The organism is Polaromonas sp. P1_A2 (genome assembly GCF_056406895.1).
Window position 1 is genome coordinate 1,024,092 of record NZ_JBFTZI010000002.1, and the last position, 24,658, is coordinate 1,048,749.

Annotated in this window: 30 protein-coding genes; 13 read left to right on the top strand and 17 right to left on the bottom strand. The window is 64.7% G+C overall.

What is annotated here, in order from left to right; translation table 11 throughout:
- Positions 1 to 86: 86 nt before the first annotated feature.
- From AC1D09_RS11860 to arsC, 14 genes are all read right to left on the bottom strand, one after another.
- Entirely contained in the window at positions 87 to 641 is a 555-nt protein-coding gene (locus tag AC1D09_RS11860; RefSeq protein WP_477664785.1) for a hypothetical protein, read from the bottom strand.
- Between the two features lie 178 nt (positions 642 to 819).
- A complete protein-coding gene (locus tag AC1D09_RS11865; protein ID WP_477664786.1) occupies positions 820 to 1,365 on the bottom strand; it encodes a DUF2867 domain-containing protein in 546 nt (181 codons plus the stop codon).
- Positions 1,366 to 1,423: 58 nt separating this feature from the next.
- Positions 1,424 to 1,948, bottom strand: coding sequence for an SLOG cluster 4 domain-containing protein (locus AC1D09_RS11870; protein ID WP_477701061.1), 525 nt, complete (start codon positions 1,946 to 1,948; stop codon positions 1,424 to 1,426).
- An 81-nt stretch (positions 1,949 to 2,029) separates the two neighbouring features.
- Complete coding sequence (locus AC1D09_RS11875; RefSeq protein ID WP_477664788.1) at positions 2,030 to 2,434, bottom strand: iron chaperone; 405 nt, start codon at positions 2,432 to 2,434, stop codon at positions 2,030 to 2,032.
- 117 nt (positions 2,435 to 2,551) lie between these two features.
- Entirely contained in the window at positions 2,552 to 2,986 is a 435-nt protein-coding gene (locus AC1D09_RS11880; RefSeq protein WP_477664789.1) for a nuclear transport factor 2 family protein, read from the bottom strand.
- 519 nt (positions 2,987 to 3,505) lie between these two features.
- Entirely contained in the window at positions 3,506 to 3,859 is a 354-nt protein-coding gene (locus tag AC1D09_RS11885) for a hypothetical protein (RefSeq protein WP_477664790.1), read from the bottom strand.
- Between the two features lie 36 nt (positions 3,860 to 3,895).
- Positions 3,896 to 4,258, bottom strand: coding sequence for a hypothetical protein (locus AC1D09_RS11890; protein WP_477664791.1), 363 nt, complete (start codon positions 4,256 to 4,258; stop codon positions 3,896 to 3,898).
- Between the two features lie 75 nt (positions 4,259 to 4,333).
- The gene (locus AC1D09_RS11895) at positions 4,334 to 4,807 is read right to left on the bottom strand and encodes a SixA phosphatase family protein (RefSeq protein ID WP_477664792.1); all 474 of its coding nucleotides are present in this window, start codon (positions 4,805 to 4,807) and stop codon (positions 4,334 to 4,336) included.
- 1 nt (position 4,808) lies between these two features.
- Positions 4,809 to 6,905 carry a polyphosphate kinase 1 gene (gene ppk1, locus AC1D09_RS11900; protein WP_477664793.1) on the bottom strand — a complete coding sequence of 699 codons (2,097 nt, stop codon included), beginning with the start codon at positions 6,903 to 6,905 and terminating at the stop codon, positions 4,809 to 4,811.
- Positions 6,906 to 6,955: 50 nt separating this feature from the next.
- On the bottom strand, positions 6,956 to 8,062 hold the full coding sequence (locus AC1D09_RS11905) for a glycosyltransferase family 4 protein (protein ID WP_477664794.1): 1,107 nt from the start codon (positions 8,060 to 8,062) through the stop codon (positions 6,956 to 6,958).
- Complete coding sequence (locus tag AC1D09_RS11910; RefSeq protein WP_477664795.1) at positions 8,059 to 8,922, bottom strand: UDP-2,3-diacylglucosamine diphosphatase; 864 nt, start codon at positions 8,920 to 8,922, stop codon at positions 8,059 to 8,061. Before AC1D09_RS11910 ends, AC1D09_RS11905 begins: the two co-directional genes overlap by 4 nt.
- Positions 8,922 to 9,788: a GNAT family N-acetyltransferase gene (locus AC1D09_RS11915; RefSeq protein ID WP_477664796.1), complete on the bottom strand. Its 867-nt coding sequence runs from the start codon at positions 9,786 to 9,788 to the stop codon at positions 8,922 to 8,924. The genes AC1D09_RS11910 and AC1D09_RS11915 overlap by 1 nt, the downstream gene beginning before the upstream one ends.
- A 111-nt stretch (positions 9,789 to 9,899) precedes the next feature.
- Positions 9,900 to 10,175 carry a hypothetical protein gene (locus AC1D09_RS11920; RefSeq protein WP_477664778.1) on the bottom strand — a complete coding sequence of 92 codons (276 nt, stop codon included), beginning with the start codon at positions 10,173 to 10,175 and terminating at the stop codon, positions 9,900 to 9,902.
- 183 nt (positions 10,176 to 10,358) lie between these two features.
- The gene (arsC, locus tag AC1D09_RS11925; RefSeq protein ID WP_477664777.1) at positions 10,359 to 10,793 is read right to left on the bottom strand and encodes an arsenate reductase (glutaredoxin); all 435 of its coding nucleotides are present in this window, start codon (positions 10,791 to 10,793) and stop codon (positions 10,359 to 10,361) included.
- Positions 10,794 to 10,898: 105 nt separating this feature from the next.
- Here arsC and AC1D09_RS11930 point away from each other — a divergent pair, with 105 nt between their 5' ends.
- The 5 genes from AC1D09_RS11930 (at position 10,899) to AC1D09_RS11950 (ending at position 14,504) form a co-directional block, all read left to right on the top strand.
- On the top strand, positions 10,899 to 11,261 hold the full coding sequence (locus AC1D09_RS11930; protein WP_477701062.1) for an ArsR/SmtB family transcription factor: 363 nt from the start codon (positions 10,899 to 10,901) through the stop codon (positions 11,259 to 11,261).
- A 37-nt stretch (positions 11,262 to 11,298) separates the two neighbouring features.
- On the top strand, positions 11,299 to 11,751 hold the full coding sequence (locus tag AC1D09_RS11935; protein ID WP_477664775.1) for an ArsI/CadI family heavy metal resistance metalloenzyme: 453 nt from the start codon (positions 11,299 to 11,301) through the stop codon (positions 11,749 to 11,751).
- 62 nt (positions 11,752 to 11,813) lie between these two features.
- Positions 11,814 to 12,455 (top strand): aquaporin, encoded by a 642-nt coding sequence (locus AC1D09_RS11940; protein ID WP_477664774.1) that lies wholly within the window; start codon positions 11,814 to 11,816, stop codon positions 12,453 to 12,455.
- 32 nt (positions 12,456 to 12,487) lie between these two features.
- Positions 12,488 to 13,690 (top strand): MFS transporter, encoded by a 1,203-nt coding sequence (locus AC1D09_RS11945; RefSeq protein WP_477664773.1) that lies wholly within the window; start codon positions 12,488 to 12,490, stop codon positions 13,688 to 13,690.
- A gap of 94 nt (positions 13,691 to 13,784) precedes the next feature.
- Positions 13,785 to 14,504, top strand: a complete 720-nt coding sequence (locus tag AC1D09_RS11950) for a TetR/AcrR family transcriptional regulator (protein WP_477664772.1) — start codon at positions 13,785 to 13,787, stop codon at positions 14,502 to 14,504.
- Positions 14,505 to 14,540: 36 nt separating this feature from the next.
- Here the strand turns inward: AC1D09_RS11950 and AC1D09_RS11955 are convergent, their stop codons facing one another.
- From AC1D09_RS11955 to AC1D09_RS11965, 3 genes are read right to left on the bottom strand one after another with little or no spacing between them, the layout of a single operon-like run.
- On the bottom strand, positions 14,541 to 15,059 hold the full coding sequence (locus tag AC1D09_RS11955; protein WP_477664771.1) for a GNAT family N-acetyltransferase: 519 nt from the start codon (positions 15,057 to 15,059) through the stop codon (positions 14,541 to 14,543).
- Positions 15,056 to 15,922 (bottom strand): amidohydrolase family protein, encoded by an 867-nt coding sequence (locus AC1D09_RS11960; RefSeq protein ID WP_477664770.1) that lies wholly within the window; start codon positions 15,920 to 15,922, stop codon positions 15,056 to 15,058. Before AC1D09_RS11960 ends, AC1D09_RS11955 begins: the two co-directional genes overlap by 4 nt.
- Positions 15,919 to 16,938: an aldo/keto reductase gene (locus tag AC1D09_RS11965; protein ID WP_477664769.1), complete on the bottom strand. Its 1,020-nt coding sequence runs from the start codon at positions 16,936 to 16,938 to the stop codon at positions 15,919 to 15,921. The genes AC1D09_RS11960 and AC1D09_RS11965 overlap by 4 nt, the downstream gene beginning before the upstream one ends.
- A 131-nt stretch (positions 16,939 to 17,069) precedes the next feature.
- Here AC1D09_RS11965 and AC1D09_RS11970 point away from each other — a divergent pair, with 131 nt between their 5' ends.
- The 8 genes from AC1D09_RS11970 to AC1D09_RS12005 all read left to right on the top strand — a co-directional run.
- Complete coding sequence (locus tag AC1D09_RS11970; RefSeq protein ID WP_477664768.1) at positions 17,070 to 17,516, top strand: RbsD/FucU family protein; 447 nt, start codon at positions 17,070 to 17,072, stop codon at positions 17,514 to 17,516.
- A gap of 4 nt (positions 17,517 to 17,520) precedes the next feature.
- Positions 17,521 to 18,219: a GntR family transcriptional regulator gene (locus AC1D09_RS11975; RefSeq protein ID WP_477664767.1), complete on the top strand. Its 699-nt coding sequence runs from the start codon at positions 17,521 to 17,523 to the stop codon at positions 18,217 to 18,219.
- Positions 18,216 to 19,148 (top strand): dihydrodipicolinate synthase family protein, encoded by a 933-nt coding sequence (locus tag AC1D09_RS11980; protein WP_477664766.1) that lies wholly within the window; start codon positions 18,216 to 18,218, stop codon positions 19,146 to 19,148. The genes AC1D09_RS11975 and AC1D09_RS11980 overlap by 4 nt, the downstream gene beginning before the upstream one ends.
- 61 nt (positions 19,149 to 19,209) lie before the next feature.
- Positions 19,210 to 20,226, top strand: a complete 1,017-nt coding sequence (locus tag AC1D09_RS11985; RefSeq protein WP_477664765.1) for a sialic acid TRAP transporter substrate-binding protein SiaP — start codon at positions 19,210 to 19,212, stop codon at positions 20,224 to 20,226.
- A gap of 26 nt (positions 20,227 to 20,252) precedes the next feature.
- Positions 20,253 to 20,732 (top strand): TRAP transporter small permease, encoded by a 480-nt coding sequence (locus AC1D09_RS11990; RefSeq protein ID WP_477664764.1) that lies wholly within the window; start codon positions 20,253 to 20,255, stop codon positions 20,730 to 20,732.
- A complete protein-coding gene (locus tag AC1D09_RS11995) occupies positions 20,729 to 22,027 on the top strand; it encodes a TRAP transporter large permease (RefSeq protein ID WP_413330753.1) in 1,299 nt (432 codons plus the stop codon). The genes AC1D09_RS11990 and AC1D09_RS11995 overlap by 4 nt, the downstream gene beginning before the upstream one ends.
- 210 nt (positions 22,028 to 22,237) lie before the next feature.
- Positions 22,238 to 23,149: a ribokinase gene (locus tag AC1D09_RS12000; protein WP_477664763.1), complete on the top strand. Its 912-nt coding sequence runs from the start codon at positions 22,238 to 22,240 to the stop codon at positions 23,147 to 23,149.
- Between the two features lie 228 nt (positions 23,150 to 23,377).
- Positions 23,378 to 24,658, top strand: a 1,281-nt coding sequence (locus AC1D09_RS12005; protein ID WP_477701063.1) for an efflux RND transporter periplasmic adaptor subunit, incomplete at its 3' end; no start/stop codon positions are given.

Sequence of the window (24,658 nt, forward strand, 5' to 3'; positions counted from 1 at the left end):
CAGGCTGAACGAAGCGCCCCCACCCGGCCAGTCTATCGGTCAGATACTTACCCTTGAGGGGGAGCCCACCCAGGAGGGGTCAGGCCTCAGCTCATCTTCAAGCATGGATGCTCGGCAACTTCATCAATGGTTCGCTCTTCAATCTTGCGCGACTTGCCCATGCCGAGCTTTGTTCCGGTCGAATTCACAACACAATCAACTTTCCACGTGTTGTCCTCGAGCCGCATCAGGTAGCCAAAGAAGTCGACCATTTCTTCGCCATTGGCCTTCCAGCGCTTTTGATAGAAGAGCCGCCCGACGCTTGCTCGTCCCTCGGCCCTCACAAAATCAAAGCCATCCAGGCTTGTTGAGTACTTTGATACCCGCTGCAACGCGGCGCCAGCCTCGCTCTCGGGAGTTCCGGTTTTGCGCAGGTTCCCAAGGGTCTCGTCCAGAGCGGCCTTTGATCTGAACTTTTTATAGGACGTGAGGTTTCCCGCCCGTTCCGCTTCGAGCATGCCTTTATAGGCAGCCTCGGCTTGAACCACGAACTGATTCGATTTTTGAGTCGTATTTGCCGCGGCCGCGGGCTGGCCAAACGCATTGCCCAGTGCACAGCCAAGGGCTGCAAGCGTCAGAAGCTGTCGAATATGGTTTGTCATGTCACTCCATCAATTGAGGCCTAAGGTTGAAGACCAGTTTAACCATCACTTCGCTTCCAGACGCAGCTCGGCGTCGAGAAGATGAAGCATTTCAGCGCCCGGATTGGATTTGTTCATGGCGTCCCTCGATAAAAGAGTCAGGCCGCAGCGGGCTACACATGGCGACTGGGAATCTGGTTTACGCCTGCACTGCAGATGGCCAGCCGATTTGGGCGGCACGACGAAGACTGGATTGAACGACCAGGCGATGGAACGGGGCGATGACAAAAATATAGAGACGACCCAAGCGGTTGTGGCAATGGACCACGGTTGATAAAGTCAGGTGGCGTTTGCCTCCCGGCAAGGGCTGGCTGGAGCAGAGGACGGAAAGCCTGAAGTCCAGGTGCTTGTCGTCTTCTCCAAAGACAACTTCGGTCGGGCTTGTGCCGTAGATCTTGAAGATGCCGAGACGGCCTGTCTTGCCCTGCGCGTCAAGTGACGCGAGTTGCTTCGCTGTTTTGAGGCCGACCTTGCCGACGACCGCATCTCGAACCGCCATGAGGGTGCCAACCCACGGTGCCTGATGGGCGAAGATGAACCTCGCCAGCAGTTCGGGATTGGTCGACGCTCCGGGTGGAAGCTCGATCGAGTAGGCATCTGCGAGATTCGTCGATGCGTAGGCGCTGGTAACTGCCGACTCTGGAGGAAGCGATACAGGCCTTACGCGGTGCTGTTGGGTTGACATGTGTTCGAGCCAGTAGTTGGGTTCTGAGGTCTAACGTTGAAGACGGCCGACGGGCAATTCACGTCGCACGCTTGACCAAGCCAAGACTGCGTAGATTTGCCTCCAACTCGGCAATGGTGCTCCAAGGCAAGATGGGGGAGTTTTCCCGCTCGTCGGGAGGGTTGGACGGCAGCTCATCAGACCACCCACCGCAGCCGACCAACGGAAGCAAAGGCCGCTGATGCAGCCAGGCCAGATGAACTTCGGATTTGGTACCCGCGCGCCCGCCAATGACGATGCAGGCATCGCCCGCAAGCGCCATCAGGAGGTTACGGGCATCCCCCATGCCACAGGGCAGCACAACGGTGGCGGGCCAATCCGGCCCGGGCATCTGGTCTGGCGGAACGATGCTGAGCACCAGGCCGTTTGCCTGAATGGCGCGCTCGGCGGCAACCCTGGTTGCGGGGCTGCCGCAGCCGCTCACCACGGTGATGCCCAGTCTGGCCAGCGCTTCACCCGCCTCACCGGCAAGTTCATAGGCTCGGGAACCGGGCTCGGCGCTGCCGAGTACACAAACCTGGGGTTTTCGACGAGAAATAGTCATGGGAGGATTGAGTCTACGGTGGTGCAGCTTTTGCGCACGCAAACGCCGGATACGGCAAATGCGTCCGTTCGGAACGCCTTGTCATTCCGCATTTTGTTTCATCACTTTAATGCTCGCTTTCACCAGTTTTTTTACCAGCGCCTTTGGTATTGGCTCATCAACCGGGAAACTGACAATCGCCTTGGTTTTGGCATAGACACCAATTTCTTTGCTGTGGTCTTCGAGCACCGGTGGGCGCACATGGAGACGGACAAATGGCTTCTTATAGCTAAACCAGGCAAACATCCCGTTGTAGTCATAGCCTTCATAGTAGTAGCCCGGCATCTGAAAATAGCTGACCGTTTCTGAGCTGCCGGGAGAAGCGCTTTGAATAGCATCGCGCATGTCCTCCAGTTGGGGGCGTACCTCTTGCGGGCTGGCTTTGATGTACTCGTCAACGCCACCAGGTACGACGATCTTCGTTGCGCTGCTGGATTTCTTCGCCATAACTCGTCTCCACGTGTGGTTGTGCGGCATAACGTTTGACATGAGGGGCCGCTGGAAGCAAGCAAAGCTCGCTGGAAGACGCCCGCTCGATGGAAGGATTAAACGCCGTTCTCACAGCTACGCCGACTTCTCAAGCTCGAGGTTGCCTTCAATGAACTTGAGTTTGAAGACCAGCCGGGAGATGCGCCATCTGTCCGGGAAGAGCTGCAACTGCAGTTCATACGTGCCCACAAAGATTCGGGTCTTAAGGCCGCTTGCTTTGCTCCGGTGATGGAAGGCCACGCCGTGGCATCTGACAAGCGCTTGATTACCACTGATCTCAGTTCGAAGGTTGCCAACCTGATGGTGAACGTGGTCGAGCGGTTTGAATCCGGCAGCCCACGCCTGAGCCACCTGGTTTGGAGTCATTTCTGTCGGCGTTCCACCGACCATGGAGGTCATGTCGAGCGTAAAGGGACTGGTAAAACAACTCTCCAGCACTGGCCAGTCTCGTTCATCGGTGGCAACGAACATCTGAACGACGGCGTCCTCGACCGCCAGGCGTGTAGCCAAGTCAGATGGAGAAAAAGTGAGAGACATTTAAAACCCCCGAATGAATGCGCCGTATCTTGCGACGCCTAATGTAAAAATGACCGGCTCACAACAACTCGCGGCAAAGCCGCCTCCTGGGGTTGTGGGTCCATGTCGATCAACTCGTTAAATCGTTCAGTCATTTTTTCTGCCGGCATGACGCATCCACCTCCGGAATTCCCGATTGAGCAGCAGCTATGGCGACATGGGCCGCAGAGAACAGGGCGACCGCTAGTGACCTGGAGATGTGCATACGAATCCAATGCGGGTGTGACACAACGACTGGAATCTTCTCTTGGGGCATAGAGGCTCGCGATAGAAACTACTGAGGTCTAACGTGATGTATGCCGCAAAACCTGCAGCATAACGTGGCGGTTGCGATCTAATTGATCGTCATCGTGCTTGATCTTGATTGCCACGGTGGCGACTCCTTGCAGGTGTCCTTTCGATGCCCAAAGTTGAAGGTACGCGGTTGCCGGATAACGCACGCTCATGGATGAATCACGTGTTTTCCAGCGCTTGCTCCAGGCGTTCCACGTACCGCTCAGCCCAACCCTGGAGCATCTCATCTTCCTCTTCGCTGTTGAATATACGAATGACCTCATTGAAGAGTTCATTGCGCAAAGGGCTGCTCTCATCGACGTAGAGCCCGACCACTTGAATGGCCTCAACCCGCGCCAGATCAAACTCCAGGGGTTCCCGGAGCACATCAAGAAGTAACCGGGAAACATCGTTCTGGTTCGCCTCAGAATCAAGCGCTCGAATGATTTCGCATTTGCGATGATTCAAGCCGGAATCCGGCAAATGGTCCGTAGCCCACGGCATGGCTCGATACTCGGCAACAAGGTCATTCATTTGTAAGGCCTCGCGATGAATGGGCTGGAATGCATTTCACTGCTTCGCCGCCTGGCTCTTGACCAGCGCCAGTGTTTGCGAACAAACCACGTCGCGATTCGGCGCGGCCTTGATGCTCGCATAAAAGGAGTCACCCTCTTTGCGCCCTTGAAGAAAGACTTGCTCGATGTTGACTCCGAGGCTGGCGTAGAGCTGCTCTCCGCCCTTGGTGTCGGCATCAAACCGCGCCTTGTAGGCCTTGAGCGTCTCCGCGGATGCGCCGCAATGCTCGGCGACCTGGTAAGTCTTTCCACTGGAAAGCCCCCCGGTCACGATCATCTCCTTGATTCCGGCGGGCGCGGGCTGCGCATGAATTCCGAACGAAAGACCGGCAAGAAACACACAAACAGCCAGACGCATCTCTATATCCCCCTGTGCTTAAAGGTCGTGAATGCCGCAAAGCCCGCAGCATAACCCAAGGAGCTGCCAGCTATTTCAGAGCACTTCGGGCGACTGCACCGTCACCACCACGGTCTGGTTGTGGCCCTCGCGATCCCGGCTGCGCAGCCACCAGAGCGCGCCCTTCTTGACAGGGCAATCGGTGGCCTGCAGGCCCAGCAGATGGGCGATGGTTTCGCCGAGGATGGGCTGGTGGCCCACCACCAGGATGGGCGACTTGGCCGAAGGCCACTGCACCAGTTCCAGCAGCTGCGCGGCCGAGGCGTCGGGCGCCAGTTCGTTCCTGATCTTGTACTTGCGGCCCAGCGCGAGCGCGGTCTGCTCGCAGCGGCGTGCCGGGCTCACAAAAATGCGCGCGCCCTCGGGCAGCTGGCGGTCCAGCCAGTTGGCCATGCGGGCCGCCTGCTTCTCGCCGCGCGCCGTGAGCGAGCGCTCCAGGTCGCTGCCTCCTTGGGGATCACCTTCTGGCCAGTCTTCTGCCTCCGCATGACGCCACAAGATGAGGTCCATGTCATTTGTCCTGGTGTTGGGGGGCCGAATAGCGGGCCATCAGGGCCGCCTGCGCGCCATGCCGCGGCAGCTCGCCCTGCGAACTCACACGAAGGTAGCTGCCGTCGGGCTGCAAATCCCAGGCGTCGCGCCCGTCGTGCAGGTAGGCCACCAGGCATTCGTCGATGATGCGCTGGCGAATCACCGGGTCGGTCACCGGCCAGGCCAGCTCGACCCGGCGCAGCATGTTGCGGTTCATCCAGTCGGCGCTGGAGAGCAGCAGGGTCTCCTCTTCGGCGCAGCGGAAGTAGAAGACGCGCGAATGCTCCAGAAAGCGGCCAATGATGGAGCGCACGCGGATGTTGTCGGTCACGCCCGGCACCTGGGCCGGCAGCATGCAGGCGCCGCGCACGATCAGGTCGATCTTTACGCCGCAGCGCCCTGCCCTCACCAGCGCCAGCATCAGGTCTTCATCGGTCAGCGCATTCATCTTGGCCACCAGGCGCGTGTCCTTGCCCTGCAGGGCGGCCGCGCCCAGCGCATCGATTTTTTCGATCAGCTTGTGGTGCAGCTGGAAAGGCGCGAGCAACAGGTGGTGCAGCTTGGGCAGGCGGCTCTGGCTGGCCAGGTGCACAAACACGTTGTCGATGTCGGCCGTCATCAGCGGATCCGCCGTGAGGTAGCTGATGTCGGTATAAAGCCGCGCCGTGCGCGGGTTGTAGTTGCCGGTGGACAGGTGTGCGTATCGCGCCAGCTGCCGGCCTTCGCGGCGCGTGACCAGCAGCATCTTGGCATGGGTCTTCAGGCCCACCACGCCGTACACCACCTGCGCGCCTATGGATTCCAGCATTTCCGCCCAGTTGATGTTGGCCTCTTCGTCAAAACGCGCCTTGAGCTCCACCACCACGGTGACTTCCTTGCCGCGCCGCACGGCCTCGCGCAGCAGCACCATCAGCTCCGAATCGGCGCCGGTACGGTAAATCGTCTGCTTGATCGCCAGCACCTGCGGGTCGTTGACGGCCTCGCGCAGGAAGGCGAGCACGCCGTCAAAACTCTCGAAGGGCTGGTGGATGGACACGTCGCCTTCCTTGAGCCGCTCGAAAAAGGACTGGCCTGGCTGCAGCTGCGTCGGGTAGCAGGGGCGGTAGCTGGGGAACAGCAGCTTGGGATCGTTGACCAGGTCCACCAGCTGCGTGAGGCGCACCAGGTTCACCGGGCCGTGAACGCGGTACAGCGACGGCGCCGGCAGGTTGAACTGCTTTAGCAGGAAGTTGGCCAGGTATTCCGAGCAGCCGGCCGACACCTCCAGCCGCACGGCCTGGCCGTAGTGGCGCTGCTCCAGCCCCTGGCGCAAGGCGGTGCGCAGGTTTTTGACGTCGTCCTCGTCCACCGCGAGGTCCGAATGCCGGGTGACGCGGAACTGCGAAAACTGGCCCATCTCGCGGCCGGGAAACAGCTCGGCCAGGTGGGCGCGTATCACGCTGGAGAGCGAGACGAACAGCCTGTCTTCCTTGTGGTGGCCGCGCGAGGGCATGTGAATCAGCCGCGGCAGCACGCGCGGCACCTTGACGATGGCGATGTCGTTCTCGCGGCCGAATGCGTCATGGCCGCCCAGCCGCACAATGAAGTTCAGCGACTTGTTGGCTACCTGCGGAAAGGGGTGGGACGGGTCCAGCCCGACCGGGATCAGCAACGGCCGCACTTCTCGCTCGAAATACTCCTTGACCCAGCGCCGCTGGGCGGTGTTGCGCTCGCCGTGCGAGACGATGCGTATGCCCTGGCGCTCAAAGGCCGGCAGCAGGTCGTCGTTGTAGAGCGAATACTGGCGCGCCACCATGTCGTGCGCGGCGGACGACAAGGCCTTGAAGGACTGCACCGAATACGGCGCCTTTTGCTCATTGGCCTGGGCCGCCGTCAGGTGGGGCGCGGTGCGGACCTCAAAAAACTCGTCCAGGTTGGACGACACAATGCACAAAAACCTCAGCCGTTCCAGCAGCGGCACATCCGGGCGCTTGGCCCAGTCCAGCACCCGCTCATTAAAGGCGAGAATGCTGTGGTCGCGGTCCAGGAACTGGACGGGGGGCGCGGCGGCGGCCACCGAAGCGGGTGAAGTGGGCATCAACAAGGCATTTACGTGTCATTAGTAACAAGTCACAGTGTTGACGTGTTTCATGACAATGGCGTGACAGTACTTTTGACTGATGGTGCACCGGCCTGAAAAGGCTGGCAAGTGCTGCCCATGACCTTGTTGTGTCCAGCGGCTACGAGGAAAGACTCAAAAAGCTGGGCCGCATGGCCCCAGCTGAAGTCCAGCGCGCGCTGGCGCGCTTCATGGCGCGGCACGGCCAGCGCACCGTAACAAGCCTGTTGCAAATCTTCATTCATGACACCGCCGTGACAGCTTCCGTCGGCTTTGCCGAGCACTTCCAGCGGGCCGTCGACCGGATAAGCCGCCACCGGCGTGCCGGCGGCCATGGCTTCGAGCATCACCAGGCCGAAGGTTTCCGAGCGGCTCGGGAAAACAAAGACGTCGGCCGCGGCATAGACCTTGGCCAGTTCGTCGCGGGCCAGCACGCCCATCCAGCGGACCTGGGGATAGCGCTGCTGGAGGGACTCTTCCAGCGGCCCCACACCGCAGACCACCTTGGTGCCGGGGATGTCCAGCTTGAGGAAGGATTCGATGTTTTTTTCGTAGGACACCCGGCCCACAAACAGCGACACCGGGCGCAGCAGCGTGCCCATGGGCGGGTGCGGGCGCGGCTGCGGCTCAAAACCGAAAAGCCCGGTGTCCACGCCATGCGTCCAGCCGCGCAGGTTTTTAAAGCCGCGCTGCTCCAGCATGCGCAGCACGCCCTGGGTGGGCACCATCACGCCCGACGAAGGCCTGTGGAAGTGGCGGAACAGCGCGTAACCCCAGGACAGCGGGATTTTGAGCGCCGCATGCAGTATCTCGGGGAACTTGGTGTGAAAGGCCGTGGTAAAGCGCAGGCCGCGCTTGAGGCAATAGCCGCGCGCCGCCCAGCCCAGCGGGCCTTCGGTGGCGATGTGGATGGCTTCGGGCTGGAAGGCGTCCAGCTTCTCGGTCAGCCCGCGCTTGGGGCGCACCGCCAGGTCTATGCCGGCATAACCGGGGCAAGGCCGCGTCTTGAAGAGATTCGGGTGGATGACTTCCACCTGGTGGCCCAGTTCCGCGAGTTCGCGCACCAGCTCCACCAGCGTGGTGACGACGCCGTTGACCTGCGGCTGCCAGGCGTCGGTGACCAGGGCGATCCTCATGCGACCACCGTGGAGGCGGCATGGCCGCGGCCCTGGGTCTCATGGGCCGGCGCCCAGTGCACCAGCTCCAGCGTGCCGTCGAAGTTTTCGACCAGCGCGGTGCGGCTTTCCACCCAGTCGCCGTCGTTGCAGTAGAGCACGCCGTTGATCTCGCGCATCTCGGCGCGGTGGATGTGGCCGCAGACCACGCCCTGGTGGCCGCGCCGGCGCGCCTCGTTGGCCACCGCCACCTCGAAGTCGGTGACGTAGTTGAGCGCGCTCTTGACCTTTTGTTTCAGGTAGGCCGACAGCGACCAGTAGGGCAGCCCCATGCGGGCGCGCAGGCCATTCAGATAGCGGTTGAGTTTGAGCGTGAATTCATACAGGTTGTCGCCCACATAGGCGAGCCATTTGGCGCACTGCACCACCGCATCGAAGTAGTCGCCGTGGATGATCCACAGCTGGCGGCCGTCGGCGGTGGTATGCACGGCTTCATCGATGACCTCGATGCCGCCGAACTGGTTGCCGATAAATTCACGCGCAAACTCATCGTGGTTGCCTGGTACATACACCACGCGGCAACCCTTGCGGGCGCGGCGCAGCAGTTTTTGCACCACGTCGTTGTGCGACTGCGGCCAGTACCAGCGGCGGCGCAGCTGCCAGCCGTCCACGATGTCGCCGACCAGGTACAAGTTGTCGCTGGGGTGGGCCTTGAGGAAGTCCAGCAGGGCCGCCGCCTGGCAGCCGGGCGTGCCCAGGTGGATGTCGGAAATGAAGATGGTGCGATAGCGCTTGCGCAGCGAATCGTCATCGTCGTGGTCGCCCTCCCCCCCGCCGAAGCCGTTGCCCAGCGCCCCCATGGCGTCAAACATGTTGCGCATCAGGCCTCCGCGGCGTTGCCCGGCACCGGTTTGCCGGAAAAATGCTTGAGGTAACGCGGCGGCAGGTCGGCGATGCGCATCATCATGGGTAGGTCGGCCGAGTTGAAATCCGGGTCCCAGGCCGGCGCACCCAGCACCTTGGCGCCCAGGCGCAAATAACCCTTGATCAGCGCGGGCGGCTCCACGTCCAGCGTGTCGTCGAGCTTTTCGACAGGCAGCGCCAGGCGCGGCGTGACGCGGTACTCGATGGGGGCCAGGTGCGTCTGGCGCACCTGGCGCCAGATGCTGGCGGCCGCGTGGCCGTTGGACACGCCGTTGTGCTGCATCGGGATGCTGGCGCAGCCAATCATGGTGTCGAGCTGGTTGCGCGACATGAATTCGGCGAGCGCACCCCACAGCGCCAGAATGACGCCGCCGTGGCGGTGGTCGGCATGCACGCAGCTGCGGCCCAGCTCGACCATGCGCTCGCGCAGCGCGCGCAGCCGCGTCAGGTCGAACTCGGTGTCGCTGTAAGTGCTGCCCACGCGCTTGGCCTGGGTGGGCGTGAGCACGCGGTAGGTGCCTATCACTTCCTGGCTGTCGGCGTCGCGCACCAGCAGGTGCTCGCAATAATCGTCAAACAGGTCCACGTCGTGGCCGGGCAGCGTCTTGGACAGCGTGGCGCCCATCTCGAGCGCAAAGACCTGGTACCTCAGGCGTTGCGCCTGCCGGACCTCGTCCTGGTGCCGGGCCCAGCTGACCGAGATTTTCCCCACGGGAGCCCTTTGAACAGGGGCTGGACCGACAGCATGACCGCTTTGATGAAGTGACCCCCGTGGCATTGCGACGGGCGACAATGCAAAAGTGGGATTGGGCAGTTCTTTCATGGCTAACTCCTTGTTCCTTGTTTCCTTGTGTCTCAACAACTTCGGCAAGCTCACTGACGCGCGGCATTTCTTCGCCGCCTGTAAAAAAGCCCCATAAAGGGGCTTGGACACTCAATCACCAGCGGACAGCGAAACCGCCTTGCCGGGTCGCCCCAGGCCGGCCATCAGCGCCGGCCGCGCATTCGACAAACCCTCCAGCCAGGGCCGGGTGCCGGCCTTGAAGCGCAGGCCGCCGGGACTGTTGGCCAGGGCCTGGGCCGTGCAGCGCAAAATGCGCAGGCACTGCTTGTTCAGGTCCTGTATGCCGGCGCCCAGGCCGCGGGCGGCGCCTGCGTCCTGCCTGTCATGTGAAGGGAGTCCCAACGGGTGCTCAGTCATGCTGGTCATGACGTGATTCTGGGAGTGGGGGGTGACGCGTTCGTGTCAGTTCAATGGCAGTTGTGTGACACGGCGCAGCGGGCCTGCAGGCGTGGCTGGGAAGCCACAGGCCGGGAGAAGGCGGAGTAGAAATCCGCGGGGGAGACCGCGGCGCGCGAGTCCGCGCGCCGGGATAAGGCAAGGCGGCGGGACTTAAGGCTTGGCCACGCGCTCGCCGCGCTCATTGACGACCTGCTCGCCGTCCTCTTTGGCGAAGGCGCCACGCTGCGGCAAGGGCAGGATGTCCAGCACGGCTTCCGACGGCCGGCACAGGCGTGTGGCCAGCGGCGTGACGACGATGGGCCGGTTGATCAGCACCGGATGGGCCAGCATGGCATCCAGCAGCGCCTCATCGCCGAGCGCGCCCAAGCCCAGCTCCTGGTAGATGGATTCCTTTTGCCGTATCACGTCACTCACGGACACGGCCATCTGCGCAACCAGTTCCCGCAGTTTTTCGCGCGTGGGCGGCGTCTTGAGGTATTCGATGATTTCGGGCTCTATGCCGGCATTGCGGATCAGCCCCAGCACATTACGCGAAGTGCCGCATTTGGGGTTGTGGTAAATCGTGACCTGGGGGACGGCTGGCATGCGGTTTCGCTCCTGGAAGTGGACGGGTTGAGAAAAGGGGATGAAAAGAGAGGGCTGAGAATACGGCAACTTGCCTCGATTCAATAATTCAATTATATTTGAATTATGGAATCTTTAATACAAAACCAGCCATCGACCGTTCTCGATGAAAGCGCCGCCGTCAAGGCGCTGGCCGCCCTGGCCCAGGCCCAGCGCCTGCGCGCTTTTCGCGCCCTGGTGGTCGCCGGCCCCGAGGGGCTGACGCCGGGCGCCATCGCCGAGCAACTGGGCATCGCCGCCAGTGCGCTGTCTTTCCACCTCAAAGAACTGTCGCATTCGGGCCTGGCCAGCAGCGAGGCGCGCGGCCGCAACCTGATCTACCGCGCCAATTTCGGCCAGATGAACGCCCTGCTCGGCTATTTGACCGAGCACTGCTGCGAAGGCGGCGCCTGCGAAGTCGGCCCCAAGGCCGGTTGCGCCACCTGCTGATCCCTCCCCCTCACCCCTACCACCCCAGGAGAGCCCCATGAAACGCTTCCATGTACACGTCCACGTGAAGGACCTCGAAAAAAACATCGCCTTTTATTCAGCCATGTTCGACCAGCAGCCGGCGCGCACCGAAGCCGACTACGCCAAGTGGATGCTGAACGACCCGCCGGTCAACTTCGCGATCTCCACGCGCGGTGATGCGCCCGGCGTGGACCACCTGGGCATACAGGTCGACCAGGCCGAGGAACTCGAGGCACTCAAAGCCAACGCGACCCGGGCCGACATGACCCTGCTCGACGAAGGTCCCACCACCTGCTGCTACGCCCGCAGCGACAAATACTGGCTCACCGACCCGCAAGGCATTGCCTGGGAACAGTTCCACACGCTGGGCAGCATCCCGGTATTCAGCGAAGCCAAGCCGGCCGCCGCTTCGGCCTGCTGCGCCGCGGTGGAGAGCAAAACATCGGGCGCGGCTGCGGCGTGCTGTTAAAGCCTGCAGCGGCCGCCCAAGGCCAGGAGCCCCGCCTTACACACCAGCTTGTCGCTGAGTTCGTGGGCACAGCCGCCCTGCTCTGTGCCGTCATAGGCTCGGGCATCATGGCCGAGCGGCTTTCGGCCGGCAACATGGGCGTGGCCCTGCTGGCCAACACGCTGGCCACGGTGTTTGCGCTTTATGTGCTGATTGAATTGCTGGGCCCGGTCAGCGGCGCGCACTTCAACCCGCTGGTGACCTTGGTGCTCGGGCCCAAAACCGCGGCCTCCGGCAAGCGCACGCGAAGAACCCTTCTGTTTATCACCGGCCAGTTGCTGGGCGCGGTCGCGGGCGCCTGGTTGGCCCATGCGATGTTTGACATGAGCCTGCTGCAGCTCAGCGGCAAGATCCGCAGCGGCACAGGCCAGTGGCTGGCCGAAGCCGTCGCGACGGCCGGGCTGATCCTCGTCGTGCTGCGCGCGCCCGCGGCCAGGGCGCCGGCCATGGTCGCCTGCTACATAGGCGCGGCCTACTGGTTCACCGCGAGCACCTCGTTTGCCAACCCGGCGGCCGTGTTGGGCCGCATGCTCTCGGACAGCTTTGCCGGCATCGCGCCGGCCAGCGCCCCCGGCTTTGTACTGGCCCAGGCAGCAGGTGCGTTGGCGGGCGTGGTGCTGCATCGGGCGCTGGGCGGGTCGCAAGCAAGCGCCGGCAAAGGCTGAGGCCCACGGCCTTTCTTGCTACCCTTGCAGCCGTGAGTCGAACAAGCAGCCGCACCGCCACCATCGTCCAGCTGGGCATTGCCCAAACCCTGGCCTGGGCTTCCAGCTACTACCTGCCCGCCATCCTGGCCGTGCCCATGGCGCGCGAGCTGGGCGTCAGCACACCCACGGTGTTTGCCGCTTTCTCGGCCGCGCTGGTGGTCTCCGCCCTGCTGGGGCCGGCCGCGGGCAAAGCCATAGACCGCCATGGCGGCCGGCCGGTGCTGGCCGCCAACAGCCTGGTGTTCGCCGCCGGCCTCCTTGTGCTGGCACTGGCGCAGGGGCCGGTAGGCCTCATTGCCGGTTGGGTGATCCTGGGCGTGGCCATGGCCGCGGGCCTTTACGAAGCGGGCTTTGCCGCGCTGGTGCACTTGTACGGCAAGGATGCACGCGGTGCCATTACCGGCATCACGCTGTTCGCCGGCTTTGCCAGCACCGTGGGCTGGCCGCTGTCGGCCTGGCTGGAGCTTGAGTGGGGCTGGCGCGCCACCTGCCTGGCCTGGGCCGTGTTGCACCTGCTGCTGGGCCTGCCGCTGAACTGGCGGCTGCCGGCCTCGCCTGTGAGAGCCATTGATGCCACACCACATGTGGACGCGACCCCGCCCGAAGCGGCTGCGCCCGCCGCATCCGGCAGTGGCACGCGCACGGCGGTGCTGCTGGCGCTGGTGTTTGCGGTGACCTGGTTCATCAGCACGGCCATGGCCTCGCATTTGCCGCGCCTGCTGCAGGCCCACGGCGTGCCGCTGGCCACCGCGCTGGTGTTTGCCGGCCTGGTCGGCCCCGCCCAGGTGGCCGGCCGGCTGCTGGAATACGGCCTGCTGCGCAACATCCACCCGCTGGTCTCGGCGCGCGTGGCCGGCAGCCTGCACACGCTGGGCGCGGCGGCTTTCCTGTTTTTCGGCGTGCCGGCCGGGGCGGTGTTTACGGTACTGCACGGCGCCGGCAACGGCGTGCTGACGATTGCCAAAGGCACGCTGCCGCTGGTGCTGTTCGGCGTGCGCGACTATGGCGCGCGCCAGGGCCTCTTGATGGTGCCGGCGCGCTTTGCGCAGGCGACGGCGCCCTGGCTGTTCGGCCTGGCGATTGACCGCTTCGGCGCGGGAGCGCTGTGGTTTTCAGCGGCGCTGGGCTTGCTGGCTTTCGCGGCCTTGATGCTGCTGCACGATCCGTCCGCGACCGCCCCGCGCCAGGATTGAGCCGCGCGCAAGCGTGTTCAGCGGGAAGCTGGACAGCGATTTTGGGAATTAAACACTGTTTAGCCAACTTCACAAGGCGTTAAAGTGTTCCTTAATGATCAAACCCTCCAAAACCGGCAGCCCCGGCAAACCTGGCCGTGCGCGCACGGTGCAGGGTCCTTCCGTGGCCCGGGACGTCCGCCGGCAAGCCCTCACCGACGTGCGGCGCTCGCTGGTGCTCGATGCGGCGCGCGCCGTCTTCTTCGAGCATGGGCTCGAAGGCACCAGCATCCGTGAGATCGCCCAACGCGCGGGCTACACGCCGGGCGCGATCTACAGCTACTTCGCGAGCAAGGAAGAGGTTTACGCGGCCCTGCTCGGCGAATCGCTGGAGCGCCTGAACGAAAAGGTCCAGGCCGCGCGCGCGCAGTCCCATAGCGAAGCGGCGGCGGCGGGCCGTGCCACGGCGACAGCTTTTTTTGATTTCTACCGCGACAACCCGCGCGAGCTGGACCTCGGTTTTTACCTGTTCCAGGGCATGCAGCCGCGAGGGCTGGCGCCCGAACTGGACGAGCGCCTGAAGCAGCGGCTGCGCGATGCGCTGCTGCCCACCCAGGAGGCGCTCGAAGCGCTCGGCATGCCGGCCGGCGAGGCGCTTGCCGAAATCACGGCCTTGTTCACGCACATGGTCGGGCTGCTGGTGCTCAGCCACACAGGGCACATACGCATGTTCCAACAGGCGTCCCGGGGCCTGTTTGAAAACTACCTGGAGCGTCTGGTCGCGCGTGCTGGCGGCTCATCTCGCGACACTGGATCAAAACAGCCCAAGGCTTGAACCCGCGAAGGGCTCAAGGCTCGTTGGCCGGATCACTCAATCCAGCCACTTCTGGAAAAACCGCGCCTGGCCCATGGCCGGGTCCAGCTGGTAACCCGCAAAGCCCACGCGCTCGTAAAGCTTGACCGCACCCAGGTTGCCCTGCAGCACTTCCAGCGTCAGCTTGCAGGCGCCGCGCTCGCGCGCGATCTCGTCCACCAGCGCCAGCATTTTTTCGGCGATGCGACGGCCGCGGTGGCCGGGCAGCACGGCCACGTCGTGGATGTTGACCAGCGGGCGGCAGGCAAACGTGGAAAAGCCCTCGATGCAGTTGACCAGGCCCACGGCCTTGTCGCCGTCAAACGCGAGCACGCTGAAAGCCTGCGGGCGGGCCGCGAGTTCCTTCACGAGGTGGGTTTTGGCGAAGTCGCCGAGCGGCTTGCCGCCGCCGGCCGGGTCCTGCGCATAGCTGTCCAGCAGTTGCACCAGGGCACGCGCGTGCACCGGGTCCGCATAGTCGGCGCGGCAGACGCGCAGGGAAGGAGGAGAAAAAGAAGAGGCAGCGGCTTCGGTCATCCGGCGATTTTAGGGATACCGCTTTTTTGGGGAATGTGAAGCCTATAAAGCCTTATCGCGTTGCCGCCCATCACCGCAGCCTGGCTTTCCATGTCCAGGTCTTCCAGCAATTGCCGCGACACGGCCCACCAGAGCGCATAGGGAGCGGCCAGCTCCAGCACCGGCCAGTCGCTGCCCCAGACGACGCGGTCCGTGCCAAAGCTTTGCAACACATGCTCGGCCCAGCGCCGCACCGCGCCCGGCGCGGGGCGCGGACCGGCTTCGGTCAGCAGGCCCGAGAGTTTGCACATGGCCTGCGTTTCTTTTGCGATGCGCGCAATGCCCTCAGCCCAGGGCTGCCACTGGCCTGCCGCGATATCGGGCTTGGCGCCGTGGTCTATCACCATGCGCAGCTCGGGGTGGCGGCCGGCCAGGGTCAGGATGTGCGGCAGGTGCACGGGCTTGACCAGCGCGTCGAATACCAGGCCGCAATCAGCCATGGCATGCAGTGCCGGGGCGAGTGCGGGCTGCAATATCCATTCAGGGTCGGCGATGTCCTGCAGCATGGGCCGCAAGCCCTTGAGCCGCGGGTGCTGTGCCAGCGCCTCTATGCGGCGCGGCGCGTCGGCCGCCAGCATGTCGACCCAGCCGACCACGCCCAGCACTGCCGGGTTGGCGTCAGCCTGCTCCAGCAGGAAGTGCGTTTCCGCCTCGGTGGGTGCGGCCTGCACCAGCACACCGCCGCGCACGCCGTGCGACCGCGACTGCGCCCGCCAGTCGGCCACGGCCACGTCGCGGTAAAGGGGCGCCAGCGCCGGCGTGAGCCAGCCGTAGTCGCCGCGCGCCAATTCCCAGCAGTGAAAGTGCGCATCGATGATTTTCATGGTGTCGGTGCCTCCACGGGCAACAGGCCCTGCGCGCGCAGATCCGCCCAGAAGGCCGCGGGAATCGGGTGCTGCATCATGGCCACCGCATCGGCCCACTCGGCGACCCTGCGCGCGCCCAGCATCACGATATCGATGGCCGGGTGGGCCAGCGGAAACTGCAGGGCCGCCGCGCGCAGCGGCACGCCGTGCGCCGCGCAAACCGACTCGATGCGGGCCGTGCGCTCCAGCCATTCGCGGGCGGCCGGCGCATAGTTGAAGCTGGCCGTGCCGCCGCGCGCGCCGGTCGCCAGGATGCCCGAATTGAACACGCCGCCCAGCGCGATGCGCACGCCGCGCGCCGCGCACTGCGGCAGCAGCGCCGGCAATGCGCTGTGGTCCAGCAGGCTGTAGCGCCCGGCCAGCATCAGCACGTCCAGCCCGGCTTCGCGCAGCACCTGCAGCACCACCGCCACATCATTGGTGCCCAGGCCGATGGCGCGTATCAGCCCTTCATGCTTCATCGCGCGCAGCGTGGGCAGGGTCTCATCCAGCAGCTGGCGCAGCACGGCGGGCGCGCGTTCGCCGTGCGAGGCCGCGTCCGGGTCGTGCACATAGACCACGTCCAGCCGCGGCAGGCCCAGGCGCTGCAGGCTGTCTTCCACGCTGCGGCGGATGCCGGCGGCGCTGAAGTCCCACACCTGGTTGAAGGGCAGGATGTCCACATAACCGTGCTGGGCGCGCGCCGCGTTCGCGTCGGGCAACAACAGCCGGCCCACCTTGCTCGACAGCACATAGCTGTCCCGCGGGTGGCCGCGCAGCGCGTCGCCCAGCCGCCGCTCCGACAGGCCGTGGCCGTAGTGCGGCGCGGAGTCGAAAGTGCGGCAGCCGTCAGCCCAGGCCGCGTCGACCAGCGCCCTGGCCTCGGCATCGCTCACGGCGGCAAACAGGTTGCCCAGCGGCGCGCCGCCCAGGCCCAGCCGCAGGCCGCTTTCTTTGCAGGCGGAAAACACAGGGGCCATGTCCAAAGTCGTCATGTCAAAGCCGCATTCAGGGTTAATCCCAATAAAAGTTCAGTTATGTTATGACTAACATGTCAGTCATCGACAGCGGGAAATCCCGAGGTTTTCACAAAAACCGGGCTTCCCTGCCAAGACCGCTTGCTCCCATGCTCAAGAACATTCCACCGCTGCTCACTCCCGACGCCCTGCATGCCCTGGCCAGCATGGGCCATGGCGATGACCTGGCGATTGTGGATGCCAATTTCCCGGCCGCCCAGGTGGCCCGCAAAAGCGGCGCCCGGCTGGTAGCGCTGGCGGGCGTGACCGCGCCGCAGGCGCTGGCCGCCGTGCTGCGTTTGCTGCCGCTGGATGACTTCGTGCCCGAAGCCGCCTGGACCATGCAGGTGGTGGGCGACCCCGAGGCGGTTCCCGCGCCGGTGGCCGAATTTACCACCGTGCTGCACCAGGCCGGCGAGCGCCCGGCCGCCTCGCTGGAGCGTTTTGCGTTTTACGAACGCGCGCAGTCGGCCTTCCTGATCCTGCAGACCGGCGAGCAGCGCAAGTACGGCAACATCCTGCTGCGCAAGGGTGTCATCGCCAGCGACCACGGCTGATCCCATGAGCAGCGCGTCCCCCATCAGCCTTCGGGCCCAGGCCTACGAAAGTTTCCAGCAGCAGATCGTCGACGCCAACATACGGCCCGGGCAGTTCGTCTCGCAGCGCGAACTCATGCAGCTGCTGGGCATGCCGCTGGGCGCGGTGCGCGAGCTGATCCCGCGGCTGGAAGCCGAGGGCCTGGTCAAGACCGTGCCGCAGCGCGGCCTGCAGGTGGCCCATGTGGACCTCAAGCTGATCAACAACGCCTTCCAGCTGCGCGGCCTGCTCGAGCGCGAGGCCGCCAGCCGCTTCGTCACCACGGTGTCCGACGCCGACCTCGCCGCGATTGAGCAGGCGCACCTCAACATCGTGAAGCGCGCGCGCAAAAAGGCCATCGACGACGCGCTGCTCGAAGACGCCACCACGGTGGACTGGGGCCTGCACGACCTCATGATAGACACGCTGGGCAACGAGCTGATTTCCGAGGTCTACCGCATCAACAGCCTGCGGGTGCGCCTGATCAAACTCGAAGCCTCCTCCCTTTCCCCGGATGTGCTGATTCCCGCGATGGAAGAGCACCTCTGGTTCATCGATGCCCTCAAGCGGCGCGACCCGCAAGCCGTGGTCGACCGCCTGGGCCATCACATCGAGAGTGCGCACCGCCGCGTGCTCGGCCTGCCGCGGCCCGCAATGCCGTGGTCTCTGGAGATCCCTGAATGACGAGTTCCTTTCCCGCCGCCGAAAATTCCTTCCGCGGCATCTGGCCCGCCCTGCTGACGCCGCTCACGGCCGGCCTGGACATAGACCACGCCAAGTTCGCCGCCCATTGCAAGGCGCTGATCGCCAGCGGCTGCCCCGGCGTGACGGCTTTCGGCACCACGGGCGAAGGCCCGTCTTTTTCGCTGGCCGAACGCAAGGAGGCGATAGAGCAGCTCATCAAGAACGGCATTCCCGCCAAGCAGATCATGGTCTCGACCAGCTGCGCCGCCCTGCCCGAAACCCTGGAGCTCACGCGCCACGCCGTGAAAGCCGGCGTGCACGGCTGCCTGATGCTGCCGCCGTTTTTCCTCAAGGGCGTGTCGGACCAGGGCGTCATCGACAGCTACCGCTATGTCATCGACGGCATGGCCGGCACGCCCTTCAAGCTTTACCTGTACCACATCCCCCAGGTCACGGGCGTGCCGCTGTCGCACCACGTGATCGCCACGCTCAAGAAGCAATACCCGGACACCATCGTCGGCATCAAGGACAGCGCCTGCAGCACAGAACATTCGGTGGGCCTGGCCAATGCCTTCATGAAGGACATGACGGTTTACGTCGGTTTTGAACCCGACCTGCCCGAGATGGGCAAGCGCGGCAGCACCGGCGCCATCAGCGGCGTGGCCAACTTCATGCCGCGCCTGGTCAAACGCCTGGTGACCGAACCCGCGGCACCGGCGACGCCCGCCGAGCGCGAGCGCGTGATCAAGCTGATAAGCCTGCTGGACGGCTATTCACTGATGCCCGCGCTCAAGGGCATCATGGCCATGCTGAGCGGCGATGCCGCCTGGCTGCGCGTGCGCGCGCCGCTGGTGGCCTTGACCGCCGACGAATACAAGGCGCTGGAAAAAACCATCAGCGCTTTCGGGATTGATACAAAATCCGAGTGACTGCCGAACGCCGACCCGGGGCCTGAGCCCAACAACGATTGACCTAAAAAAGGAGACAACCATGAAGACTTCCCTCTCGTCCACCCTTCGCCGCACCCTTTTGGCCGCGGCTTCCGCCACCTTGCTGATGGGCACGCTGCTGCCCGCGGCCCAGGCCCAGAACAAGATGGTGCTGCGCGTCTCCACCCCGGCCGTGCCCGACGACTGGCACGCCAAGATGTGGACGGTCTTCAAGGACAACCTCGAAAAAAGCGCGCCCGGCGAATTCGACGTGCAGATCAACCTGAACGCCTCGCTGTTCAAACAGGGCACGGAGCCGACCGCCATGGCGCGCGGCAACCTCGAGCTCTCCTCGATCTCGGCCTTCGACATCGCCAAGCTGGTGCCCGAGTTCTCCATCTTCACCGCCGGCTACATCGTGCGCGACCCGGACCACCAGCAAAAGGTGTTTTCCGGCCCCATAGGCACCGAGATGTTCAAGACCGTCTCGGAGAAGATGGAAGTGACGCCGCTGTCCACCGTCTACCTCGGCACGCGCCAGGTCAACCTGCGCGAGGCCCACAACGTCAAGGTGCCGGCCGACCTCAAGGGCATCAAGCTGCGCATGCCGGGCTCCAAGGAATGGCTGTTCCTCGGCGAAGCGCTGGGCGCCACGCCCACGCCGCTGGCTTTCGGCGAGGTCTACCTGGGCCTGAAGACCGGCACCATAGACGGCCAGGACAATCCCCTGCCCTCGGTGCGCGCCGCCAAGTTCTATGAAGTCACCAAGCAGATCGTCATGACCAGCCACCTGGTGGACGGCATCTTCATCTCGATTTCCAACAAGGCCTGGAACGCCATGAGCCCGGCGCAAAAGACCAAGGTCAAGGCGGCGGCCCAGGCGGCGGCGGTCTACAACAACGAAAACCGCATCAAGGAAGAAGGCCAGCTGGTTGACTTCTTCAAGAAGGAAGGCCTGCAGGTCACCACACCGGACGTGGACGCCTTCCGAAAGACCGTGCAGACGACTTACCTGAACTCCGAATACGCCAAGGTCTGGCCCAAGGGCCTGCTTGAGCGCATCAACGCGACCAAATAAGTCCCGCGGCAAACACCACAACGCCCATGAAAAGCTGGCCCCAAAAAGCCGCCAACCTGATTGGCGGCGGACTCTTCCTGACCCTGTTCATCGTGTTCGTGATCCAGATCACGGCGCGTTTTTTCTTCGGCAAGCCCCTGGCCTGGACCGACGAGGCGGCCGTGATCCTTTATGTCTGGGTCATCCTGTGGGCCGCCGCCGTGGTCGTGCCTGAGCGTGAGCACGTGGTGTTCGACCTGCTGTGGAACAACGCGCCCTACCGTGTCCGCCAGGCCATGGCCATTGTCGGCAACCTGCTGGTCGGCGGCCTCGCGGCCTGGGGCATCCCGGGCTGCTGGGACTATGTGCACTTCATGGCTCGCGAGGGAACGCCCGTGCTGGGCGTGTCTTTCCAATGGGTTTTCATGCCTTTTGTGCTGCTGCTCGCCGCCCTGGCGGTGCGCTCGGCCTGGGCGATCTGGAACGCGATCCGTGGCAAGGGTCTTGAAGCGGAGTTGCGCATATGACAAGTGGTATCTGGATATTGGTTGGGGTGCTGGCGGGCGGCATGCTGCTGCGCATGCCCATCGGTTTTTCGATGATCGCGGCGGGCATTGGCTACCTCGTGGCCAAGGGCCAGGACGTGGGCCTGGTGGCCGAGCAGATCGGCAACGGCCTCTACAACAGCTATGTGCTGCTGGCCGTGCCGCTGTTTGTGTTCGCCGCCAACATCATGAACGCAGGCACGGTCAGTGAACGGATCTTCGATTTCTGCCGCATCCTGGTGGGCCGCATGCGCGGCGGGCTGGCACAGGTGGACATCCTGGTCAGCGTGATCTTCTCGGGCATGAGCGGCAGCGCGATCGCCGATGCCGCCGGCCCCGGCCTGGTCACGATTCGCCAGATGCTCAAGAAACCCGAGTACACGCGCGGCTTTGCCGGCGCCGTGGTGGTGGCCAGCGCCACGCTGGGGCCCATCATTCCGCCGTCCATCCCGATGGTGATTTACGCGCTGGTCTCGGGCGCCTCGGTGGGCGCGCTGTTTCTGGGTGGCGTGGTGCCGGGCTTTCTGATGGCCGGCCTCATGATGGGCGTGGTCGCGGTCATTGCCAAGAAGCGCAACATGCCGCGCGACGAGCCCGTGCCGCGCTCGGAATGGGCCGGTCTGATCTTCCGCGGCGCGCTGCCGCTGTCCATGCCCATCGTGCTGCTGGGCGGCATCTACTCGGGCATCTTCACGCCGACCGAAGCGGCCGCCGTGGCGGCGCTGCATGCGCTCATCCTCGCGGCCCTGGTGTTCCGGGCCCTGACCTGGCGCAGTTTCTGGGGCGTGGTGATGGAATCCACGCGCGCCAGCGCGGTGATCACCATGATCCTGGCCGGCTCCTTCATGCTCAACTACGCCTTCACCGCCGAGGGCGTGCCGCAGTCCATGGCCATGTGGGTCGACAGCATGCATTTCTCGCAGATCGGCTTTTTGCTGATGGTGAACGTCATGTTCCTGGTGCTGGGCTGCTTCCTTGACGTTTCGGTGCTGCTGCTGGTCTTTGTGCCCATGCTGCTGCCCGCGGCCAAGCTGCTGGGCGTGGATCTGGTGCACTTCGGCGTGCTGGTGGTGCTCAACATGATGATAGGCCTGATCCACCCGCCCTTCGGCATGCTGCTGTTCGTAACCAAGGCGCTGACCGGCATTCCCATCGGCGAGATGATGAAGGAAGGCTGGCCCTTCCTGGTCATGCTGCTGCTCCTGCTGCTGGCCATGACCTGCTTCCCGCAGATCGTGCTCTGGCTGCCGCAAACCATGGGCTATGGAGCGAAGTGATTCCCCCCCGAAGCGCCCGCGGCGCTCCGTGCAACGGCCAGAGGCCGAAGCTCTTCGTTGCCGTCCAAGCCTGCGCAGGCAGGCTTGGAGCCGCGGCCCTCAGCCCCTCGAGGGGGCGACTCCTGCGGCCCGGCAAAGCCGGTTCCGCGGCGTCTGCTTGCTTGCATCGCGCCAGGCGTGGGCTCCGCTTTTTCACCCGGACGCCGCGATATGAACGCTGATGTCGTCTGCGTCGCGAGCTGGAACGCCGACCTGATCTCCAAGGTGGCGCGGCCGATTGCCCGCGGCGAGACGCTGATGGCCAACGACTTCAGCATCAGCCCGGGCGGCAAGGGCAGCAATGCCGCGGTGGCCGCCGCGCGCCAGGGCGCGCGCGTGGCGCTGCTGGCCCGCATAGGCGAGGACGACTTCGGCCGCATGGGCATGGATCTCTGGCATGCCGAAGGCATAGACACCTCGCATGTCGAGCAGGTGGCCGGCGAGCGCAGCGGCGTCGCGCAAATCCTGGTCTATGAAGACGGTGACAACAGCATTGCCGTCTACCCCGGCGCCGGCAGCGGCCTGGGCGCGCGCCATGCGCAGGCCGCGGCCGCGCTGCTGGCGGGCTGCCGCGTCGTGATGGCTTCCTGCGAAGTGCCGGCCGAGGCCGCGCTGCAGGCCTTTGCCCTGGCCCGCGCGGCCGGCGCCCTGACCGTGCTCAATCCCGCGCCCGCGCGGCCGCTGAGTGATGAGATGCTTGCGCTGGTCGACGTGCTCACGCCCAACGAGAGCGAACTCCTTTTATTGGCCGGCCAGGCACACGCCGGCTCGACCGACCAGGCCGCCGCGCGCCTGCTGGAGCGCGGCGCCCGCGCCGTGCTGGTCACGCTGGGCGCGGCCGGCTGCCGCCTCTACCAGGCCGGCCAGGCGCCGCATTCGATACCGGGCCGCCCCATGGCCGTGCGCGACACCATAGGCGCGGGCGACACCTTCACCGGCGCGCTCGCGGCCGCGCTGGCCCGCGGCGAAGCGCTGCCCGTAGCCATGCAATGGGCCAACGCGGCGGCCGCGCTCTCGGTGACGCGCCACGGCGCCATAGACGGCATTCCGCGGCTGGCCGATGTGGCCGCGCTGCTCGGCTGAAACCACCACGGCCTTTTTCACGGCCTTTTTGCCCGTCGCGCTGTAGGCCCAAGGCCGCTTTACCGGATATTTACGCGCCTCTTTCGGGCCGTATACCTGCGCCCATGGGCTAGCAGTGATAATTCCTGAGCGCTGTATGTACAGGCCTTCAGGGCTTGGCGAACAGCCTCATCAAACACAAAAAATGCCGCCTCCACCTGGTGGGCGGCGGGCACCCAAGGACAGCCGATGGACCCGAAAGCCGAAACGCCGCAGACCGGCGCCGCAACCCCTCCCCGCAAGCGCATCAGCCGCCGCGCGTCCATCATAGGCAGCGTGATCGCCGTGATCACCCTGGCCGGCATAGGCTGGCTGGCCTGGCATTTGACCCACCCCTCCGCCGACGCCGCCGCCGGCGGTTTTGCCGGTGGCCGGCGCGGCGCGCCGGCCACCACGGTCGGTGTGGCCACCGCCGAACGCGCCAGCATCCCGATTGTTCTGGAAGCCCTGGGCACCGTCACGCCGCAGGCCAGCGTCAGGGTCACGCCCCAGGTCTCGGGCGTGATGCAGAAAGTGCTGTTCAAGGAAGGCCAGATGGTCAAGGCCGGCGAGCTGCTGGCCACCATAGACCCGCGCCAGTTTGAAATGGCGCTGATGCAGGCCACCGGCCAGCGCCAGCGCGACGAGGCCCAGCTCGACAGCGCGCGCGTGCAGCTGCAGCGCTACAGGACCCTGCTGGAGCAGGACTCCATCGCCCGCCAGGACGTCGACACCCAGGCCGCGCTGGTCAAGCAGCTCGAAGGCACGGTCGTCGTCGACAAGGCCAATGAGGGCACGGCACGGCTCAACCTCGGCTACACGCGCGTGGTCGCGCCGGTGAGCGGCCGCGTCGGCCTGCGCGCCGTGGACGTGGGCAATGTGGTGAGCAGCGGCGACGCCAACGGAATCGCGCTGATCACCCAGATCACGCCCATAGACGTCGTCTTCGCGATTCCGCAGGACCAGGTCGGCGAGCTGCAGCAAAACGCCGCCAAGGGCATCGCCATGCAGGTCACCGCGCTCGACAGGACGCGCGCCGTCACGCTGGACACCGGCAGTTTCGCCTCGCTCGACAACCAGGTCGACATCACCACCGGCACCGTGAAGGCCAAGGCCCGCTTTGCCAATAGCGAGTTCAAGCTCTACCCCAGCCAGTTCGTCAACGTGCGCCTGCAGGTGCGCACCATAGACAACGCCATCGTGGTGCCGGTGACGGCCGTGCGCATGGGCAGCAGCGGCGAGTATGTCTATGTGGTCAATGCCAAGGAGCGCACCGTCTCGCTCAGGCCCATCAAGCGCGGCCAGGCTACCGTCGACAAGGTCGTGATCGCCTCCGGCCTGGAGGTGGGCGAACGCGTCATCACCGAAGGCGCGGACCGGCTCAAGGACGGCGCCTCCGTGGTCCTGCCCGGCGATCCGCCCGGCGGCGGGGGACGCGGCCCAGGGGGCGGCGGCGGCAAGCGCCAGCGCRGTGCGGCCTCCGCACCGGGC